Raw genomic sequence first — 18222 nt, 5'->3', positions numbered from 1 at the left:
GCAGTTGATCGTGCACGGCACCACAGTACGTGTTGAGATGCGGCGAAGATTGACCGGAGATGGATCGGTGATCTGGCCCGCCGATCAGGTCGTGTGCTCTGTGTCCGAGGTGCTCGATGTAGTCGGTGCCGCCGATCGTGTGGCCGTGCCACCCACCGTCGCAGCGGTAGGCGCCGTTGCCGCAGTTCACAGGTATCCACCGGTGGTGAGAGTGACGGCGATGATCACTGCGGCGGCCATCAAGGAGGCCGAACCCAGGATCAGATCCCATAACTGGCACTCGGGGTGGCGGTTCCCGCCACTGTTGGTGGACTTCGTATCGTCGGTGGCTTCCTTCATATGCGCAATCTTCTTTCGACCCCGAACATCCCCGGCATCGCCCCGTCACGACAATCACCCCGTTGACCAGGGCGATTGTCCGATGCTAGCGGGACTTGTCCGATGGTGGATCTCGACCGGTAGACCCTGTCATCCCTAATAAGAGCTACGGGTCAGCGGTCGATGCGCCAGACTGGTGTCCGGTAGCCGGCCAGCGAGAGAGCACTGTTCATCCCTTGGACGGGGGTGGAAGTCCTGCCTACAGATCGTGCCCTCGCCGGTTCGGTTCGGAAGAAGATGATCGCTGCTGGGATGTCGTGCCGCAGAGCACTATTCTATTAGGTCGCCGAAACTTCTTCCGCCAGGCTGCCGAGGTATCTGTCGATGACGGACGGGGAAGAGAGATAGTAAATGCTGCTGCTGGTGGGTGACGATTGGGCCGAGGATCATCACGATGTGGAATTGATGGATTCGTCGGGGCGCACACTGGCGAAATCCATACTACCGGAGGGGAGTTCCGGAATCGCACGGCTGCACGCGCTGATCGCCGCACAGCTTGGCGACGACGCCGGCGACGACGCCGAGGTGCGGGTCGGGATCGAGACCGACCGTGGTCCGTGGGTGGCGGCGCTGAATGCGGCCGGCTACGTCGTGTATCCGGTCAACCCGTTGCAGGCGGCCCGGTATCGGCAACGCCATGCGGTGTCCGGTGCCAAGAGCGACGCCGCCGACGCACACTCGCTGGCCGACATGGTCCGCACCGACGCCCACCAGCTCCGCGCGATGGCCGGCGACAGCCCCGACGCCGAGTCGGTGAAAGTCGTTGCCCGCGCGCACAAGACGCTGATCTGGGAACGCACCCGTCAGACGCAGCGGCTGCGACACGCGTTGCGTGAGTACTTCCCGGCCGCGCTGGAGGCTTTCGACGACCTCGACGCCGCCGATACCCTCGAACTGCTCGGCAAGGCCCCCGGCCCGACCGCGGCGGCCCGGTTGAGCCGGGCCCAGATCTCGGCCGCCCTGCGCCGAGCCCGTCGCCGCGACATCGACACCAAGACCACTCGCATCCGGGCAGCGCTGCGCACCGAACAGCTCGGCCGGCCGGGGGTGGTCACCACCGCGTATGCGGCCACCACGCGCGCCGCGGTGGCGGTGCTGGGCACCCTCAACGAGCAGATCACCGCACTCGAAGCGCAGGTCGATGCCCATTTTCGTCGTCACCCGGACGCTGAGATCGTGCGGTCCCAGCCCAGCCCAGCCCAGCCCAGCCCAGCCCGGCCTGGCCACGGTCCTAGGTGCCCGGGTGCTCGCCGAGTTCGGTGACGACCCCACCCGCTACGCCACCGCAAAGAACCGCAAGAACTATGCCGGCACCAGCCCGATCACCCGCGCCTCGGGCAAACGGAAGCTCGTCGCCGCCAGATACGGGCTTGGGCGACCGGCTCGTCGACGCCCTCATACGGCAGGCACAATCGGCACTGCAGACCTCGCCCGGGGCGCGCGCCTACTACGACCGACAACGCGCCCGCGGGCTCGACCACAACCCCGCGCTGCGCCAGCTCGCCAACCGGCTCGTCGGCATCCTGCACGGGTGCCTCAAGACCCGCACCCACTACGACGAGACGACCGCATGGTCACATCACGTCGACAAGCCCGCTGCTTGACATCCGAGGCCCTGGGATGTCTGTAGGAGTGGGGCCTTGTCAAGGGGGCATTTGTACGGATTTCGGCTCCATGCGGGCAGCGCTGGGTGAGGGCCGGGGGTCAAGACACAGCGCCCGCAGCGTCAGCGAGGACGAATGGTCTTGACGGTGGCCCGGCCCTGGAGTGAGCCCGAGAATCGATCGAGGACCAACGACGCGGATTCGATTTCGCTATGTGGTTGTGGTGCAACGTCTCCAGTGTGGTGTGGGGGTTGGGCAGGGCCGAGCTTCCTCGGCTGCGGTCATCCCTTCGCCCGGCCGGGGTAGGGCGGGCATGGAGCGTTACGGCGAAGCAACACGCGGGGTCAATCACGTTGGCGACCACGCCGCCGAGGCAGGGGTCAGACAGTGCAGCGACCGCGCGCGTGTTGCGCCCGGGGTGCTCACGCCACCGCCTTCTGGTGGGCCACGGCGCGGATCTCTCCGTCGCGCAGTCCGTAGTAGACGTGGGTGAGCAGTTTGCGGGCCGCGGCGACCTTGGCGATGTTCCTGCCGCGACGGGCCTCGATGGGTGTGCGGTCGACCGAGATCTTCGTGCCGGCCTGGTGTCGCTGGATGGCCTCGACCGCCGCCCAGCGCACCAGCTTCGAGCCCTGCTTGGTGATATGGCCGCGGCGCACCACGGTGTCCGATTCGCGGTGTTTGGGGGTCAGCCCGGCCCAGGAGCACAGGTGCGCGGCGTCGGCGAACCGGTGCACATCCCCGATCTCGGCGACGAACACTGCGGCCAGAGTCGGACCGACACCGGGCAACGCCTGGATCGCCGTGTAACCGCGCTCGCCACGCAGTTCGGCGGCGATCCGGGTGGTGAACCGTGCCTCGTGGGCGTCGAGGACGTCGATCAGCTCGAGCAACGAGATCACCCGCCGCGCGTACGCGTCGGCGAGCGGCACCCGCGCCAGCTTCTGGCGACCGGTGACACCGAACAGGTCCGACACCGGGATCAGGACTCCCGCCTTGGCGAGCACGGAGTGCACCTGCGCCTTGAGCCCGGAGCGCAACGCGACCAGCTTCGCCCTGTAGCGCACCAGCTCACGCAACTCGCGTGTGGCGGGCGGGGCGATCCACGCCTCGGGCAACCGGTGCATCCGCAACAGATCCGCCAGATCCCCCGCGTCACGTACATCGTTCTTCACCCGCCGATACCGGAAACCCTTGACACCCAAAGGATGTGCGAGATGCACGATCACGCCGGCGGCCTGCAAGGCATCGACCGCCCAGTACCAGCCGTACGTCGCCTCGAGCACCACCTCCGGATTCGGGCCGGCCTTTTCGATCTGCAACCCAACGCCACCGGGTCGTTGACGATCCGCACCGCCGACAGTTGCTCACCCTCCGCCGTCTGGCGGACGATCACCGATCGCTGCCGGTGCAGATCGATCCCGACGACCTGATTTCCGTCATACTCGTTCATAGGGGCCTCCTCCGTCGTGATGAAACCTTGACACCCCCAGCATTCGCCGGGAACCACGAGGAGCGGGAGGCCCCCGCTCCTACATCGCATCACGTTGGCGAGTTTGGCGAGCTGGGAGGATCAGTGGCGTGACCACAGCAATGCCGTCGTACAAGGGCCACCGCTACCCGGTGGAGATCATCAACCACTGCGTGTGGTTGTACTTCCGGTTCCCGCTCAGCTTCCGTGAAGTCGAGGAGATGATGCTCGAACGCGGTGTCGTGGTCAGCTACGAGACGATCCGGCGGTGGTGTGCCAAGTTCGGGCAGGCGTACGCGAACCAGCTGCGCCGACGGGGGGTGCGGCCCGGTGACAAGTGGCACCTCGACGAGGTCTTCATCCGCATCAACGGCACCCGGCACGACCTGTGGCGCGCGGTCGACCAGCACGGCAACGTGCTCGATGTGCTGCTCCAGTCGCACCGAAACGGCAACGCCGCCAAACGATTCTTCCGTAAGCTGCTCAAGGGCTTGCAATATGTGCCGCGGGTGATCGTTACCGACAAGCTGACCAGCTACAGCGTGGCCCACCGCGAGTCGCTGGCCTCGGTCGAGCATCGCCGATCCAAGTACTTGAACAACCGGGCCGACGAGTGCGTCGATGCGCCAGGACTCGTCCCGAAATCGCCGCTCAGCCGCGCACCGCCGGTGATCCCATCGGCCGACCCGACAGCGGGAGCGGGCGATGAAACAGTTCGACTCAACCGGGCACGCGCAACGCTTCCTCTCGGCTTTCTCGGGCATTTCACCACATTTCCGGCCCCGCCGGCACCGACTGACCGCGCCCGAGTGGCGCACCGAGATGGCCGACCGATTCGCGGTCTGGCGGGAAGTCACCGCGACCGGGGTTGCCTCCTGAAACGTGAACAACCCCAACGGTGTTACATCGCCACGCGCTCTAAACCAATTGCGCCGCTGTTCCTTTCAGCTAACTTGACAGTGCCACGGTCGAGCACCGGCAATCGAAATATCTGAACAACCGGGCGGAGAACACCCGCCCACCCACCCGCCAGCGTGAACGCGCGATGAAGGGCTTCCGCCCCGTCGGTACAGCCCAAAGATTTCTGGCGGTGCTCAGCCGGATCCCCCCGCACTTTCGGCTACGCCGCCACCGCATGACCGCCGCCGACTACCGCACCGAGATGCGTACCCGATTCCAGGTGTGGAATCAGGTCACCGCACAGACCCCAGCAACCTGATCGACGACGTCTACCGACACTCGACTGCCCCCGAAAACAGTGGCACTCCAAACAACTTGACAACGCCCTTGGGTTCACCGTTGGGCAGCCGGCGGTAGCACTGGATCGGTCAGCGGATTACGACACAGTGACGCTGAACAAGTCGAGTTCCCGAAACGGTGTCACGACCACGTTGTGCAGCCGCGTGGACCAACCTGACTGCACGGTCTGGAACCAGAGCGGAATCGCGGGCATGTCCTGCAGCAGTATCTGTCGCTCGGCCTCTTGATAGAGCGCCCACCCCTCTTGTTCGGTCGGTGCCGCGTCTGCGCGGGCAAGCAGTGCATCGACCGCCGGGTTCGAGTACTGTCCGCCGTTCACCGCCGCGCGGGTGCGGTAGATCGGGTTGAGGAAGTTCTCGATCGACGGGTAGTCGGCGACCCAGCCGGAGCGGTAGATCGCGGTCATCCGATGGTCATTGATCGCCTTGCGGAACTCACCGAGCGTCGGCACCGGGACGAACCGGCATTCCCGGCCGAGCGCCCGTGTGATCGTGGCACAGGTCGCCTCGACCCAGTCCTGGTTGGCGGTGTCGTTGTTCGCCGTCAGCTCGATGGGTCCTTCGAAGCCGGTCGCGTCGAACAACTGCCGGGCCCGCGCCGGCTGATATGTGCACAGCTGTCCGCACTGGCCGTCGGCGCGTCCCGGCACGCTCGGGGGGACCACGCCGTCGGCAACGACCTTGTCGCCGTCGAACACCGTGTCGATGACGAACTGGCGGTCGATTGCCATCGACAGTGCTTGCCGTAGTTGCGGATTCGCGTAGCGCTCGTCGTAGAGCGGGAATGATATCGATTGCACACCCAGATAGGTCTGGGACAGGTGCCGGTCCGGGAGCTCCGTGCGGTACCTGCCTTCCGCGAGGGCGGAAGCTGGAGTGATCTCGATGAAGTCGAGCTTGTTCGCCACGACGTCGGCGTAGGCATTCTCCAGCGTCGGGTAGAAGCGAAACTCGACGCGCACGACGTGCGGTTTCTGCGCACCGGCGAACTGCTCGTACCGTTCGACGACGATGTTGTGTCCGCGATCGCGCGAGACGAACCGGAACGGCCCATTGCCGACGGGATGCGTCTCGAACGCCGCCTTGTCGGCGAAGAAGCTCGTCGGCAACGGGAAGAACGCCGCGAACCCGAGCTGAGTTCGGAACGCCGAGAACGGTTCGGTCAGGGTGACGACGAAGGTGCGGTCGTCGACGACGCGCAGGCCCGACATCGTCGTCGTGGACGGCTGCGGCGACTGGAGCTGGGCGTAACCCTGTATGTGCGAGAGGTAGCCGGCGCCGTGCTGGTTGTTGGGTGCGTATGCCGTGTAGTTCCACGCGTCGACGAAACTGCTCGCCGTGACCGGTGTGCCGTCGTGGAACGTCCAGCCGGATTTCAGGGTGATCGTGTACACGCGGGAGTCGGTGGTCTCGATCGATTCGGCGACCGCGTTGCGCGGTTCGGCGGTGCGTGCGTCGTACTCGACGAGACCACGAAAAAGCGCGCCGATGACCTTGATTCCCCCGCTTTCGGTGGTGTCGCCGGGAATTAGCGCGTTCTCCGGTTCGGTGCCGTTGTAACTGATCGTGGTCTGGTTCTCATCGATTCCGGAACCTGTGCAACCGACGGCGAGGAGTAGCACGACGAGGCCGACAATGGCAGTGACCATTCGGGAGGGCATCACGACGGCGACTCCTCGCGCATTCCGACGAGGGCGCACCAGGCCGCGGCGATGCCGAGCACGCCGCACAGGGCCCACATGCCGGTCGACATCGTCTCCCAGGCCAGCACGCCGAGCGCCGGCCCGAGCGCCATCCCGAGCCCGAACGTCGCCTGGTGGGCGCCGATGTAACGGGCCTTCACTGCCGCTGGGGACTTCGCGGGGTGGGCAAACATGGTGGGGCCGTTGATCATCACGCCGAACACGAACACGACCGTGCATGCCAGGATCGCTGCGCTCGAGTGGGTCGCCAGACCGTAGGCGGCGACGCCGAGGCCCATCACCGCGGTGCCGACCGCGCCGACTGTGTTGGGCCGTAGCTTCGTGACGTGCGAGGTGATCTTCAGTTCGCAGGCGATCAGCACGAGCGAGGCGGTCATCAGCACGGCACTGTAGAGCGCCGTCGGATGACCGGCTGCGGTGATCTGCAGCGGCAATGCGACGGTGTACTGCACATAGATGACCGTGCCGATCAGGCACGACGCGAGGAACAGCAGGTACCGCCAGTCCCGCAGCAGAATCGCGTATGCGGAGCGCCGATCCGGCGCCGGCTCCTCGGTCTCTCGGGCGGCGCGCACGCTCGGCAGCAGGATGCGCGCCACCGCCGCGTAGACCAGCGCGGTGAGGGCGTCGAACCAGAACAGCAGGTTCCAGTCCACCAGGATCAGGCCGGCAGCGATCAGCGGCCCCAGGGCGGCGCCGATGTTCAACGCGGTCCGCATCATTGAGAACGCCATCACCCGGTGCTCGTCCGGCATCAGGTCGGAGAGCAATACCGCCGCCGCCGGCCGGTAGCACTGGGTCGCCAGACCCGCGAGCGCGATTGCCATCAGCAAGGCGAGATACAGGTCGGAGCGGCTCAGCAGCGGAACCGCGCCGAGGATCAGCCCAGACGTCGTCATCGCTGCCACGATCGTCGCGCGCGGACCGATCCGGTGGGTCAGTTCACCGCCGAGCAGGGTGCCCAGCACCGAGCCCGCACTGTAGGTAGTCAGCGCTATTCCGGCCGCGCCGATCGAGAAGTCCCGATGCATCAGGTAGAGCAGCAGGAATGTCTGCACAAAGGCGCCGACCTGATTCACTAAGACGCCGCCGAGCAGATATCTGACCGGCGGCGGTGTGGCGTGAACGGCGTCGAGGACGCCCGTCCGCGTCGCGGTCTTCGTTGCGGTCATGGATGAATCCTCATCAGATGTAGGGACCGCCGAATRCGCGGCAGTCGGATTCGAGTCGAACGGGGCCAGCGCGACACACGTTGACCCGGTGGAGAAACCGTAGGGCCGGCGAGAGCTGCGCGCCACCCCCGAGGGGGTTCGAGGACGACCCTCCGGGGTGCGATCCCTGCACCCTAGGGGGTGCTGACTCGGAGCCGGCCGATGCGGACAGTTTGAGCAGGACGACATCAGACGTCCGCGGCGAAGATCGCCGAACCGGCTGGCCGAATGCCGGAAAGCCTCGGCTTCAAGAAGTCGACTCGTACTCCATCGAGTCGAGCCCATCGACATTCCGGGTGGAAATTGTGATAGATCAATACGTTGACGTACTGGCCATCGGGGCCGGCCCGGCGAACCTTGCGCTCGCGATCGCCGTCGAGGAATCCGGTTCCCCCGACCTTGCGCACAACACCGTCCTGCTCGAGCAGCATCCCGACGTGAAATGGCAGCGGAACATGCTCCTGCCTTGGGCGCGCAGCCAGGTGTCCTTCCTGAAAGACCTGGTCACCCTGCGTAACCCGTGCAGCCGGTTCTCGTTCCTGAGTTTCCTGCACGAGCGCGGGCGGTTGGACGAGTTCGTCAACCTGTCCACGTTCAATCCGTACCGCTGGGAGCTGTCCGACTACCAGCAGTGGGTCGCCCACTCCCTCGAGCATGTCCGGGTGCGCTACAACGCCCGCACCGAGAAGGTCGAGCCACGACGCGCGGGCAGCGGCGAAATCGTCGGCTGGACCGTAACGCTCACCAGCGGCAGCCGCATGCACTGCCGTGACCTCGTGATCGGCGTCGGCCGGGATCCGCACGTGCCCGAAGTCTTCCGCGACCTGCCCGAGGATCGGGTGATTCACAGCACCCAGTACTGCAACCGGATTGCGCACGTGCCTGCCGACCGAGCGTTGCGACCTGTCGTCATCGGCGGCGCGCAGAGTGCCGCCGAAATGTTCATGGCGGTGCACGACCACCTGCCGAACAGCACGCCGACGCTGGTGCTGCGCTCGATCGGGCTACAGAACTATCAGACGAGCAAGTTCGTCAATGAACTGTTCTTCCCGTCGTTCGTGGACGAGTTCTACGGCACGGGCGACGATGTGCGCGGCCAGATCCTCCAGGAGATGAACCTCACCAACTACGCCGGCCTCGCACCGCCGTTCCTCGACGAGATCTATTCGCGGCTCTACCARCAGAAGATGCTGGGCGACAACCGAACGAGCGTCCTGTCGATGACCGAGGTGGTCGCGGCCAGGATGGACGGCGACGAGGTTGTGCTCGATCTACGCGACCGCAAGACCGGCAAGGTCTCACCGCTGCGCTGCGACATCGTGCTGCTCGGCACCGGATACGAACCGCAGATGCCCGCGATCGTGCGCGACCTCGCCGAGCGGATCGGTCTCGACGACATCGTGGTGAGCCGCCGATACCGCGTCGATCACGGCGACTCTGCCGGGGGCGCAGTGTATCTGCAGGGCGTGAACGAGCAGACGCACGGCATCTCCGACTCGCTGATCAGCGTGCTCGCACACCGTAGCCAGGACATCGTCGACGACCTGCTCGATCGTCGCGCAGCCGACGAGGCGAGGTCGGCGTGATGGACATCCGCAGACTGGACCGAGCGAACTTGACGAGGGTGTACGGCCTGGATTCCGAGCGGCTGCTGCCTTGGCCGGCGCTGAATGCACCGTTCGAAGGCGCGTGGTGCGTGCTGCGGCCCGGCGAGGCGTCGGATCCGCACGCACACCACGAAAACGAGATCTTCATCGCGATGAGCGGTCGCGCGGCGCTGGTGGTGGACGGCGCACGGCGCGAGTTCGTTGCCGGCGACATCGCGCATCTTCCGCCGGGAAGCATGCACAACGTCGTGAACGACGAAGCCGACGACTTCGAGTACTACGGCATCTGGTGGGACGTCGACATGTCGGCGAGATTCGTGGCACGACACCATGAGGAGGCCCCGAAATTAACGCGCTGACCATCGTGATCTCGCCGGCGCCGACGGCCAACGGCGATCTGCATCTCGGCCACATCGCCGGACCGTTTCTGGCCGCCGACGTCTACACGCGATATGCCCGCGCCGCCGGGCGTGAGGTGCTGTTCGGTACGGGCGTACAGGACACGCCGACCTACGTGGTCACCACCGCCGCGCGGCTGGGTACGACACCGCGGGAGCTGGCCGACCGGTCGGCCAAGGAGATCCAGTCGACCCTCGCCTCGCTCGGCATCGCGGTCGACGCGTTCACCCGCGACGAGGAGCGCTTCACCTCGTTCGTCACGCGGATCGTCGGAGACCTCTGGAAGGCTGGTGCGCTGCGGCTGGAATCGGTGAAGCTACCCTTCTCGCCACGCACACGACAGTACCTGGTGGACGGTCATGTTCGCGGCGGATGTCCGGTCTGCCTCGCCGACGGATGCGCGGGGCTCTGCGAGAGCTGCGGTCATCCGATCGCAGCCGGTGAACTCGTCGATCCGCGTTCGACGCTGTCCTCGGACGATCCGCTGGAGCTGCGGGACGCGTGGGTGCTGGTGTTGCCGATGGAGCAATACCGCGCCCGGTTGCGCGAACACTTCGCCGGCCTCGGCACGGTGATGCGCCCGCACATGGCACAGGCGATCGAGGAGATGCTGTCACGGCCGCTGCCGAACTTCCCGGTCACCTACCCGGTCTCCTGGGGCATCTCCGCACCGCAAGGCGCGGTGGCGGCCCAGGTGATCAACCCGAATGCGGAACCGGTGGCGTGGGCGATGTACTGCTCGATGCTCGCCGCCGAGAACCGCGGGATCGAGGTGGCGTCCGAGGACGCGCTGTGGCGGCCGGAAGCGGCATCCGAAGTGGTGTACTTCCTCGGATTCGACAACATCTTCCCGTTCGCGATCTCCGGCCTCGCGATGCTGCTGGCCCTCTCGGACCGGTACGTGTTGCCGAAGAAGTTTCTCACCAACGAGTTCTACGAACTCGACTACCAGAAGTTCTCCACGAGCCGCGGGCACGCGGTCTGGGGCCGGGATCTGGCGAGGTCCGCACCGCGCGACCTCATCCGGTTCTATCTCGCCTCGACGAGCCCGGAGCATCAGCGAACCAACTTCGACCGCGGTGCACTCGACACGGTCACGCGGGCACGACTGGTGGAACCGTGGAACGCGGTGGCGGCGAGGGTCGAGGCGTGGGTGGGACACGGACCGCTCAGCGTCTCGGAACATGCCCGGGCAGCTGCCGCGTGCATCGTCGAGCGCTTCACCGCGGCGTACGAGTTGCCCCGGTTCAGCGTGAGCCGGGTTGCGGAGACGCTGACTCAGCAGCTCGACCGGCTGCAACGGTTGACCGCATACTCGCCCGGCGACTTCTGTCACGAGGTCGACGTCGTGCTGCGGTGTGCGGCCCCGATTCTGATCGATCTGGCTTCGGAGGCGTTGGTGGAGAGGGAAATTCACGCGGTCGCCGACCGTACCGAGATCACGCCGAGGCTTTTGCCCCGGCTGCGGCCCGCGGGAGGGTGACGTGTCGCGCATCGTCATTGCCGGTGCCGGTGTGACCGGGCTGCTCGCCGCCGTCGAGTGCGCCCGCGGCGGCCACCGCGTGATCGTGGTGGACCGGGGCGCCATACCGAACCCGGCGTCCGGCTCGTTCGATCAGCACAGGGTGCTTCGTGCGTTGCACCCCGCAGACGCCCTGCGCACCCGCGACGGGGTGCGCGCACGGCGTCGCTGGCGGGAGTTGGAAAGGCTGCTGGGCGCGCGCCTCTACCGCCGGGTCGGTGTGGTCACCTCATGGCCCGAGGATCGGGTCGACGCGGTGCTCGACACCGCGCACCGCGCGAACGTCGCGGTGCGCTTCCACGATCCGAACTCTGTGCCGCACATCGTCGTCCCGGACGGGCATGTCGTGATGCGGGAACCGGAGGCGGGCGTCCTGCTGGCGGACCGGGTGTTGCGCGCGGCCACCGAATGGCTGCGCGCGCACCCCGCCGTGACGCTGCGGTCTGGGCGCGAAGTCGTGGGCGTCGACATCGACCGGGCGCGACTCACGTTGGCCGGCGGCGAGATTCTCGGCGGCGATCTCGTCCTGATCGCCACCGGGGCGTGGTCGTCGACCCTGGTGGACCGGCCGATCGCGCTGCACCGCCAAACGATGATGTACCTGCGCCCGCCCGCCGACACGCGGTCCTGGTGGGAGCGGGCTCCCAGCGCGGGACGCATCGGTGCCGGCGGGCAGGCGTGGCTGCTTCCGCCGGGCGCGGGGACGCTGCTGAAGATCAGCTCCGACACCGTGTGCCGGGAGGTGCGGGAGGTGGACATCTCCGACGACTCGTGGTGGGCTGCTCGACTTCTGGCCGAGCCCATCCTGACCGACCAGCACCGGTACACCATCGCGGCGGTCAAACACTGCCACTACACGGTCGACGCGCGCACCGGCGGCGGCGCGCTCGACCGGATCGGTCCGGCGGTGTGGGCGCGGGCCGCTACCGGCGGCGACGGCTTCCGGACCGCGCCGTTGATCGCCGACCGAATTGCCGAGGTTGCGAGCGCGGACCTCGCTGCCGGACCACCCCTCGAGAAGGAACACCGATGAACACCAAGAACGATGCCATCCTCGCCATTGGCAGCGGATTGCGACGCTACCGCGAGTATCTCGTCCGGTCGGTTGCGGCGCGCGCCCGGGAAGCGGGGCTCGACCTCGTGCTGATCAACAACCTGACGCCGACCTGGCAGCACGAGTACTTCGACGAGATCACCGTCGTCGACGTCTTCGACCACGCGGTCCTCGCCGACGCGGCGCGCGCGGTCGCCGCGCAACGGCGCGTCGTCGGCGTCGTGTGTTGGGACGAGCCGCTGGTCCAGCCGGCGGCCGACATCGCCGACGAGCTCGGCGTGCCCGGTCTGAGCGCCGCGGGCGTGCGGGGCTGCCGGGACAAGAACCGCACCCGCTCGGTGCTCACCGCGGCCGGCCTCGTGCAGCCCGGATTCGAGCTCACGACCTCCGTCGAGCAGGCGCGGACGGCGGCCGAGCGGATCGGCTACCCGGTCGTCGTGAAGCCGCAGGCGCTCGGCGCCAGCATGGGCGTCATCCTCGCCTCGGACCGAGGCGAACTCGATGCCGCATTCGGGATCGCCTCGGGCGCCAGCCAGATCGGCGACGCACCGTTCCGCGGCACCGCGATCGTCGAGGAGTTCGCCGTCGGCCCCGAGATCAGCATCGACGCCGCCGTGCACAAGGGTGAATATCTTCCGATGTATCTGGCGCGCAAACGAACCGGCATGGAGCCGTACTTCGAGGAGGTCGGGCACATCGTGGACGCCACCGATCCGCTGCTGCACGACCAGGACCTCATGGCAACGCTCGCGAAGGCGCACCTGGCGATCGGGATCGAGAACGGCATCACCCACACGGAGGTGCGGCTCACCCAGCGCGGACCACTGATCATCGAGATCAACGGCCGCCTCGGCGGCGACCTGATCCCGTTCCTCGGCAAGATCGCGACCGGCATCGACCCGGGTGAGGTTCTCGTCGACGTCGCCCTCGGCCGCCGACCCGTTGTCACACCAACGCGCAGTGATGTCGCCGGAATCCGGTTCGGCTACCCCGAGCGTGACCTCACCGTTCGCTCGGTCGCGGTACCACACGAGGCGCCGGGGCTGGTGACCGCGGCCGCGATGGTCGAGCCCCGCGCGGAACTGCGCCTGCCGCCCGGCGGATACCTCGCCCGCCATTCGTTCGTCGTGTGCCAGGCCGACGACGCCGCCACATGCGACACATTGCTCGATGCCGCAGCCGCAGCCGTCCGCGTCGACGGCGACCCGCTCGGCCCACCGGCTCCCGGCGCGACCTTCGGGCTGCCGGCCGGACTGCTGGACGTCGACGAATGATCGACTACGACGGACGGCGCTTTTGCAACCCCGCCGACGACGACGGTGTGATCGCGCAGTACCACCAGCAGGGCAACCTGGTGTGGGCCGACTTCTCCGGCGGGAATGTGCGGCGTGGCACGGTCAACGGCACCTGCGACAGCGAGGGCATCCTGGGGCTGGCCTACACCATGGTGCTCGTCAGCGGTGAGGTCGTGGTCGGCTACACACTGTCCACTCCCGAACCAGACGCGAGCGGACGGATCCGGCTCCGCGAGGAGTGGGAGCGTTACGGCGCGAGCGCCACGACCGGCATATCGTATCTGGAGGAGATCCGGTGAAGGGGCTGCAGAGTCTCGTCGGCGGTGTGGTCCGATATCCCGGCGATCGCGAATTCGAGTCGACCAGTGCCGCGTTCAACAAGCGCTACGCCGGCGTACGGCCGGCCGCCGTGCTGTCGGCCGATACGGTCACCGATATCGCGCGCGCGATCGACTGGTCGCGTCAGGAGCAGGTACCGCTGGTGGCCCGCGGCGGCGGGCACAGCTACGCCGGCAACTCGGTGAACACCGGTCTGGTGCTCGACCTCCGTGGACTCGACGAGGTGCGGATCGACGAATCGAGCGGGCTGGTCACGGTCGGCGGCGGCACCCGGATGGGCAAGCTGTACGCCGAACTCGAGCGCTACGACCTCGCGGTGCCGCTCGGCAACTCCAACGAAGTCGGCATCGGCGGTCTGGTTCTCGGCGGCGGGGTCTCGGCGGTCTCGCGAGCCTTCGGCCTCACCTGCGACGCGCTGGTGGAGACCGACATCGTCCTGGCCGACGGCCGCGTCCTGACGTGCAACGCGAGCGAGAACGCCGACCTGTTCTGGGCCTGCCGCGGCGGGGGAGGCGGCAACTTCGGCGTGAATACGTCGTTCACATTCCAGGCACGCCTTCCTCGCCCGAGTGYGACCTGCCTGCTCCGGTGGCGATGGGACGACGCGAGAGAGGTCGTGGTTCGGATGCAGGAGATCATGCACGACGCGCCGGACGAGTTCGCGGCACGGATCGGCGTGACGCGGATCGCCGGGTCCGAGGGCGTCGTGTCCGTGGTCGGCCAGCATCTCGGCTCTGCCGACGAGTTGCGCGAGATGTTGGCTCCGGTGCTCACCGTCGCGACGCCCGAGCGCTGCGACCTCGCCGACCGCTCCTACTGGGAAGCCAAGGAGATCCTGCACCACGAGACATCCGGTGATCCCTTCGCGGTGCGGACCCGAGGCACGCCGAAGCCCCTGCCGGAGGCCGGGGTCGAACGCTTCCTCGCGGCGCTCGAACGCTGGCCCGGCAGCACCAACCCCGACGGTGCGGGTGTCGCTCTCTTCACCTGGGGCGGCAAGATCAACCGGGTTCCGGTCGCCGACACGGCATTCGCACATCGAGACCTGCTGTTCCTGGTCTCCATGGACACCTCCTGGAGCACCGGTGACTCGCCGCACACCGTTTCGGCCAACCTCGAATGGCTCGACGACCTGCACACCGAGATGGGCGAATTCGCCGGCGACGCAGCATATGTGAACTTCACCGATCCGGCGTTACGGGACTGGCGATCCGGGTACTACGGCGCAAACCATCCACGGCTCGCGCAGATCAAGCGGCGCTACGACCCGGACCGGCTGTTCGACTTCGGCCAGGCGGTGTGATCATGTCGAGGCAACGCGCCACCGAACGCGACCTGCGCGGCACGATGCGCGGTTTCGCGACCGGGATCGCCATCGCGACCACCTTCGCCGACACCGACGGCGGACGCCGACACGATGCAGTCACGGTCAACTCGCTGACCTCCGTGTCGCTGAACCCGCCGCTGGTATCGCTGTGCTTCGGCCGGGAGTCCCGGTTCCTCGCGGACCTGCTCGAATCGAAGGTGTGGGCCGCCTCGATCCTCGACGGCGGAGCCAGCTATCTGGCACGGCGTTTCGCACAGGAGCGCGATAGCCGCACCACATCGCTGAGCGCATTGGGCGCCACCGCCGGCGAGCACACCGGGGCCCTGGTGCTCGACGCACCGGCCTGGCTGGAGTGTGTCCTGCAGGCCGCCCACGACATCGGCGACCACACCATGGTCGTCGGCGAGGTGGTCGCCGCCGGCACCCGGCCGGACGGCACCCGCCTCGTCTTCCTCCACGGCGCCTTCCACGTTCTCGACAACCCGAATTCCCGACAAGGAGATCTCACATGACCATCGTCGACGACACCATCAACGAACTCGAGGATCGAGACGTGCACTCGGCCGGCGAGATCCTGGCCCGCGCCAGGGACATCGCCCCCCGGCTGCGCGAGCGATCCGACGACATCGAGCGCGCCCGGCGGCTGCCCCCAGACGTCGTCGAGATGCTACGGAACACCGGAGTGTTCCGGATGGGATTCTCCCGCGACTTCGGCGGTCCCGAACTGACCTCGATCGAGCAAACCGAGGTCATCGAGGCGATCGCCTACGGCGACGCCTCCGCCGGCTGGTGCGCGATGATCGGCTCCGACTCCGGGCTCTACGCGTCCTTTCTCGCCGAGCCGGTCGCACGGAAGATGTTTCCCACTCTGGACATGACGACCGCGGGACTGCTGTTCCCGACCGGCCGGGCAGAGCGCGTACCCGGCGGGTACCGGTTGTCCGGACGCTGGCAGTTCGGCAGCGGGATAACCCATTCGGACTGGGTGGTGTCCGGGGCCTTCATCTACCGTGACGGTCGCCCGGAGCCGAGCCCCGAGGGCGACCCGCACGACTCACGTCTGATGATCGTCCCCCGCTCGCAGGTGGAGGTCATCGACACCTGGCACACGACGGGCCTGGCGGGCAGCGGCAGTTGCGACTACACGATCACCGACGTGTTCGTTCCCGAGGAGCACACGCTCGAGTTCGGCACCGTCCCCGGTCGGCCGAGCCCGCTCGCCCAGCCCGAAGTGCACATGCGCAACATGCCGGGGGTGCCGCTCGGGGTGGCCCGCGCGGCGCTGGACCACGTGCTCGACGGCAGTGCCGCCCGAGCCGACGACTATCGCCTGCAGGTGACCCTGGCCGAATGCGAGGCGGACCTCAACGCCGCCCGGCACGGGGTGTACGGCAGTATGCGGCGCCAGTGGGAGGTACTGTCCGCCGGTGCCACCCTCGACGACCTGACCGCGCACGAGCGCGCGGCACTGCCGCTCTCGCGGCTGCATGCGTTCCGGACCGCCCGGTCGATCGTCACTCGGCTCTACGACCTGCGCCAGACCGCATCGATCTACCGCCCGTCGCCGCTGGATCGTTGGTTGCGGGACACCACCACCATGTGCCAGCACGTCGTGGCGCAAGACCGGATCCTGCAGTCGGCCGGTGCCTATCTCATCGGTGGCACGCCGAGCTTCAAGCTGAGCCTGGGACTTACCTCGTGACCGCCGACTGGATTGCCATCGAGCAGTACATCGCCGCTCAACTGATCGGGCGTCCGCCGGTTCAGATGCGAGCCGACGTCCCACACACGCTCGACGCGCTCATCGCGCGCGAGATAGCGAAGGAGACAACGGGATTGACCCGCACCTGGCGACCAGTAGCCTGGGCCCGATCGATGCTGCGGAGCGTCCGCGGCAACCGCTCGAATCCCCAGGACTCCTGACATAGCGCAGGAATTGTTGCAGGGTCACCGGTGGGGTTTGGTGCCGTAGCGCAGGGTGAGGGTGGTGCCGGGGTAGACGGTGTGGGTGTCGTTGAGCAGCTGGCAGAGTTCGTCGATGGCGGCGGTGCGAACCGCCCTGGATCGAGTGGCAATGCCGTTACCTTGGCATCGCCGCTGGTCACGTCGTTGCGCCTGCGGAAGATGTTGATGCGGTTCATGTCCGGAGTGTGCCGAGCGGGTTGATCCAGCGAGGGTGATGTGATGGGTGGCGGGAATTCCAGCCCTCAGATTGCCTTCTAGAGATATTGCGCAGCAACGTAATCCACGTACCCTATATGCCTGTGGCGGACGACGATTCAGGTGAGGAACGCGGTGGCGACGACCGGTTGACCGATCGTATCGGTCTCGGCGTGCTCACCCGAATTGTCCACCGCGATCTCGTCGACGAAGTCTTGACGGAAACCGGGGCCGTCGAGCGCCGACGACGCTGCTCCCCGCCCGAGTCGTGGTCTATTTCGTGTCGGCGATGACATTGTTTCTTCGACGACGCCTACGAAGAGGTGATGCGCAAGTTGGTGCAGAGACTGCGGTTTCTGCGGTCCTGGGACGAGGACTGGCAGGTCCCGAGTTCCTCGGCGTTGTGTCAGGCCCGCGCCCGGCTCGGTGAGCGGCCGCTGCGCGAACTCTACCTGCGGGTGGCCCTGCCACTGGTCGGTCCCGGCCCCGACCGGCGGGTGGCTCGGTGAGCTGCGGGTGATGGCGATCGACGGGGTGCAACTCGATGTCCCCGGCACCACCGCGAACGGAAAGCGCATGCGGTCGTGGCAACAGCCACGGGCTCGACGCCCCGTACCCGAAGGTCAAAGTGGTCGGTCTCGGTGAATGCGGCACCCACGCCGTCGTCGACGCGCCCATCGGTGGAGTGCTGGTCGACGAGCGGGAACTCGCCCGGCCCCTGCTGCCGAGTTTCGAGCCGGGCATGCTGGTCGTTGCCGACCGCGGGTTCTTCGGGCGCGAGTTCTGGCACGAAGCCGCCGACACAGGAGCCGACCTGCTCTGGCGAGTGCAGCCCTCCACTCGATCGGCGTGAACGCACTCGAGACGAACATCAGCGGCATCATCACCATCAT

15 protein-coding genes and 5 pseudogenes are annotated in these 18222 nt (G+C 67.1%); 15 read left to right on the top strand and 5 right to left on the bottom strand.

Features of this window, described 5'->3' with window-relative positions; genetic code table 11:
- Both AC1DWT_RS42025 and AC1DWT_RS42020 read right to left on the bottom strand, forming a co-directional pair.
- On the bottom strand, positions 1-190 hold a 190-nt coding region (locus tag AC1DWT_RS42025; RefSeq protein ID WP_477925230.1), incomplete at its 3' end, for a hypothetical protein.
- Positions 187-339 (bottom strand): hypothetical protein, encoded by a 153-nt coding sequence (locus tag AC1DWT_RS42020; protein WP_206015783.1) that lies wholly within the window; start codon positions 337-339, stop codon positions 187-189. The genes AC1DWT_RS42020 and AC1DWT_RS42025, both read right to left, overlap by 4 nt.
- A 393-nt stretch (positions 340-732) precedes the next feature.
- On the opposite strand from AC1DWT_RS42020, the pseudogene AC1DWT_RS42015 reads away from it, so the two are divergent.
- Positions 733-1982, top strand: a pseudogene (locus tag AC1DWT_RS42015) (IS110 family RNA-guided transposase).
- Between the two features lie 422 nt (positions 1983-2404).
- Here AC1DWT_RS42015 and AC1DWT_RS42010 read toward each other — a convergent pair.
- Positions 2405-3435 (bottom strand): annotated as a pseudogene (locus AC1DWT_RS42010) (IS110 family RNA-guided transposase).
- A gap of 140 nt (positions 3436-3575) precedes the next feature.
- Here AC1DWT_RS42010 and AC1DWT_RS42005 point away from each other — a divergent pair.
- Positions 3576-4332 (top strand): annotated as a pseudogene (locus AC1DWT_RS42005) (IS6 family transposase).
- A gap of 82 nt (positions 4333-4414) precedes the next feature.
- Positions 4415-4672, top strand: a pseudogene (locus AC1DWT_RS42000) (IS6 family transposase); the annotation flags it as partial.
- 117 nt (positions 4673-4789) lie between these two features.
- Here the strand turns inward: AC1DWT_RS42000 and AC1DWT_RS41995 are convergent.
- Together AC1DWT_RS41995 and AC1DWT_RS41990 are read right to left on the bottom strand one after the other, a co-directional pair.
- A complete protein-coding gene (locus AC1DWT_RS41995) occupies positions 4790-6361 on the bottom strand; it encodes a peptide ABC transporter substrate-binding protein (RefSeq protein ID WP_206015785.1) in 1572 nt (523 codons plus the stop codon).
- Positions 6362-6372: 11 nt separating this feature from the next.
- Entirely contained in the window at positions 6373-7587 is a 1215-nt protein-coding gene (locus AC1DWT_RS41990; RefSeq protein ID WP_206015786.1) for an MFS transporter, read from the bottom strand.
- 344 nt (positions 7588-7931) lie between these two features.
- On the opposite strand from AC1DWT_RS41990, the gene AC1DWT_RS41985 reads away from it, so the two are divergent.
- The 12 genes and pseudogenes from AC1DWT_RS41985 (at position 7932) to AC1DWT_RS41930 (ending at position 18182) form a co-directional block, all read left to right on the top strand.
- Positions 7932-9212 carry a lysine N(6)-hydroxylase/L-ornithine N(5)-oxygenase family protein gene (locus AC1DWT_RS41985; protein ID WP_387496472.1) on the top strand — a complete coding sequence of 427 codons (1281 nt, stop codon included), beginning with the start codon at positions 7932-7934 and terminating at the stop codon, positions 9210-9212.
- A gap of 38 nt (positions 9213-9250) precedes the next feature.
- Positions 9251-9592 carry a cupin domain-containing protein gene (locus AC1DWT_RS41980; protein WP_477925227.1) on the top strand — a complete coding sequence of 114 codons (342 nt, stop codon included), beginning with the start codon at positions 9251-9253 and terminating at the stop codon, positions 9590-9592.
- A 5-nt stretch (positions 9593-9597) separates the two neighbouring features.
- The gene (locus AC1DWT_RS41975; RefSeq protein ID WP_206015789.1) at positions 9598-11115 is read left to right on the top strand and encodes a class I tRNA ligase family protein; all 1518 of its coding nucleotides are present in this window, start codon (positions 9598-9600) and stop codon (positions 11113-11115) included.
- A gap of 1 nt (position 11116) precedes the next feature.
- Entirely contained in the window at positions 11117-12187 is a 1071-nt protein-coding gene (locus AC1DWT_RS41970) for an NAD(P)/FAD-dependent oxidoreductase (RefSeq protein ID WP_206015790.1), read from the top strand.
- Positions 12184-13482 (top strand): ATP-grasp domain-containing protein, encoded by a 1299-nt coding sequence (locus tag AC1DWT_RS41965; protein ID WP_206015791.1) that lies wholly within the window; start codon positions 12184-12186, stop codon positions 13480-13482. The genes AC1DWT_RS41970 and AC1DWT_RS41965 overlap by 4 nt, the downstream gene beginning before the upstream one ends.
- Positions 13479-13802, top strand: a complete 324-nt coding sequence (locus tag AC1DWT_RS41960; protein WP_206015792.1) for an avidin-fold protein — start codon at positions 13479-13481, stop codon at positions 13800-13802. Before AC1DWT_RS41965 ends, AC1DWT_RS41960 begins: the two co-directional genes overlap by 4 nt.
- Positions 13799-15145 (top strand): FAD-binding oxidoreductase, encoded by a 1347-nt coding sequence (locus tag AC1DWT_RS41955; protein WP_477925224.1) that lies wholly within the window; start codon positions 13799-13801, stop codon positions 15143-15145. Before AC1DWT_RS41960 ends, AC1DWT_RS41955 begins: the two co-directional genes overlap by 4 nt.
- A 2-nt stretch (positions 15146-15147) precedes the next feature.
- Positions 15148-15681: a flavin reductase family protein gene (locus AC1DWT_RS41950; protein WP_206015794.1), complete on the top strand. Its 534-nt coding sequence runs from the start codon at positions 15148-15150 to the stop codon at positions 15679-15681.
- Positions 15678-16871: an acyl-CoA dehydrogenase family protein gene (locus tag AC1DWT_RS41945; RefSeq protein WP_206015795.1), complete on the top strand. Its 1194-nt coding sequence runs from the start codon at positions 15678-15680 to the stop codon at positions 16869-16871. Before AC1DWT_RS41950 ends, AC1DWT_RS41945 begins: the two co-directional genes overlap by 4 nt.
- Positions 16868-17092: a hypothetical protein gene (locus AC1DWT_RS41940; RefSeq protein WP_206015796.1), complete on the top strand. Its 225-nt coding sequence runs from the start codon at positions 16868-16870 to the stop codon at positions 17090-17092. The genes AC1DWT_RS41945 and AC1DWT_RS41940 overlap by 4 nt, the downstream gene beginning before the upstream one ends.
- A gap of 335 nt (positions 17093-17427) precedes the next feature.
- Positions 17428-17838 (top strand): annotated as a pseudogene (locus tag AC1DWT_RS41935) (transposase domain-containing protein).
- 35 nt (positions 17839-17873) lie between these two features.
- Positions 17874-18182: a hypothetical protein gene (locus AC1DWT_RS41930; protein ID WP_206015799.1), complete on the top strand. Its 309-nt coding sequence runs from the start codon at positions 17874-17876 to the stop codon at positions 18180-18182.
- Positions 18183-18222 lie beyond the last annotated feature (40 nt).

The organism is Rhodococcus sp. P4_B6, assembly GCF_056402215.1.
Note: the sequence above shows the minus strand (reverse complement) of the source record. Positions and strands in the feature narration are given on the sequence as shown.

Coding starts and splice junctions, on each gene's coding strand:
- AC1DWT_RS42020 (WP_206015783.1), bottom strand. CDS start 339: ATGAAGGAAGCCACCGACGATACGAAGTCCACCAACAGTGGCGGGAAC.
- AC1DWT_RS41995 (WP_206015785.1), bottom strand. CDS start 6,361: ATGGTCACTGCCATTGTCGGCCTCGTCGTGCTACTCCTCGCCGTCGGT.
- AC1DWT_RS41990 (WP_206015786.1), bottom strand. CDS start 7,587: ATGACCGCAACGAAGACCGCGACGCGGACGGGCGTCCTCGACGCCGTT.
- AC1DWT_RS41965 (WP_206015791.1), top strand. CDS start 12,184: ATGAACACCAAGAACGATGCCATCCTCGCCATTGGCAGCGGATTGCGA.
- AC1DWT_RS41960 (WP_206015792.1), top strand. CDS start 13,479: ATGATCGACTACGACGGACGGCGCTTTTGCAACCCCGCCGACGACGAC.
- AC1DWT_RS41950 (WP_206015794.1), top strand. CDS start 15,148: ATGTCGAGGCAACGCGCCACCGAACGCGACCTGCGCGGCACGATGCGC.
- AC1DWT_RS41945 (WP_206015795.1), top strand. CDS start 15,678: ATGACCATCGTCGACGACACCATCAACGAACTCGAGGATCGAGACGTG.
- AC1DWT_RS41930 (WP_206015799.1), top strand. CDS start 17,874: ATGTCCCCGGCACCACCGCGAACGGAAAGCGCATGCGGTCGTGGCAAC.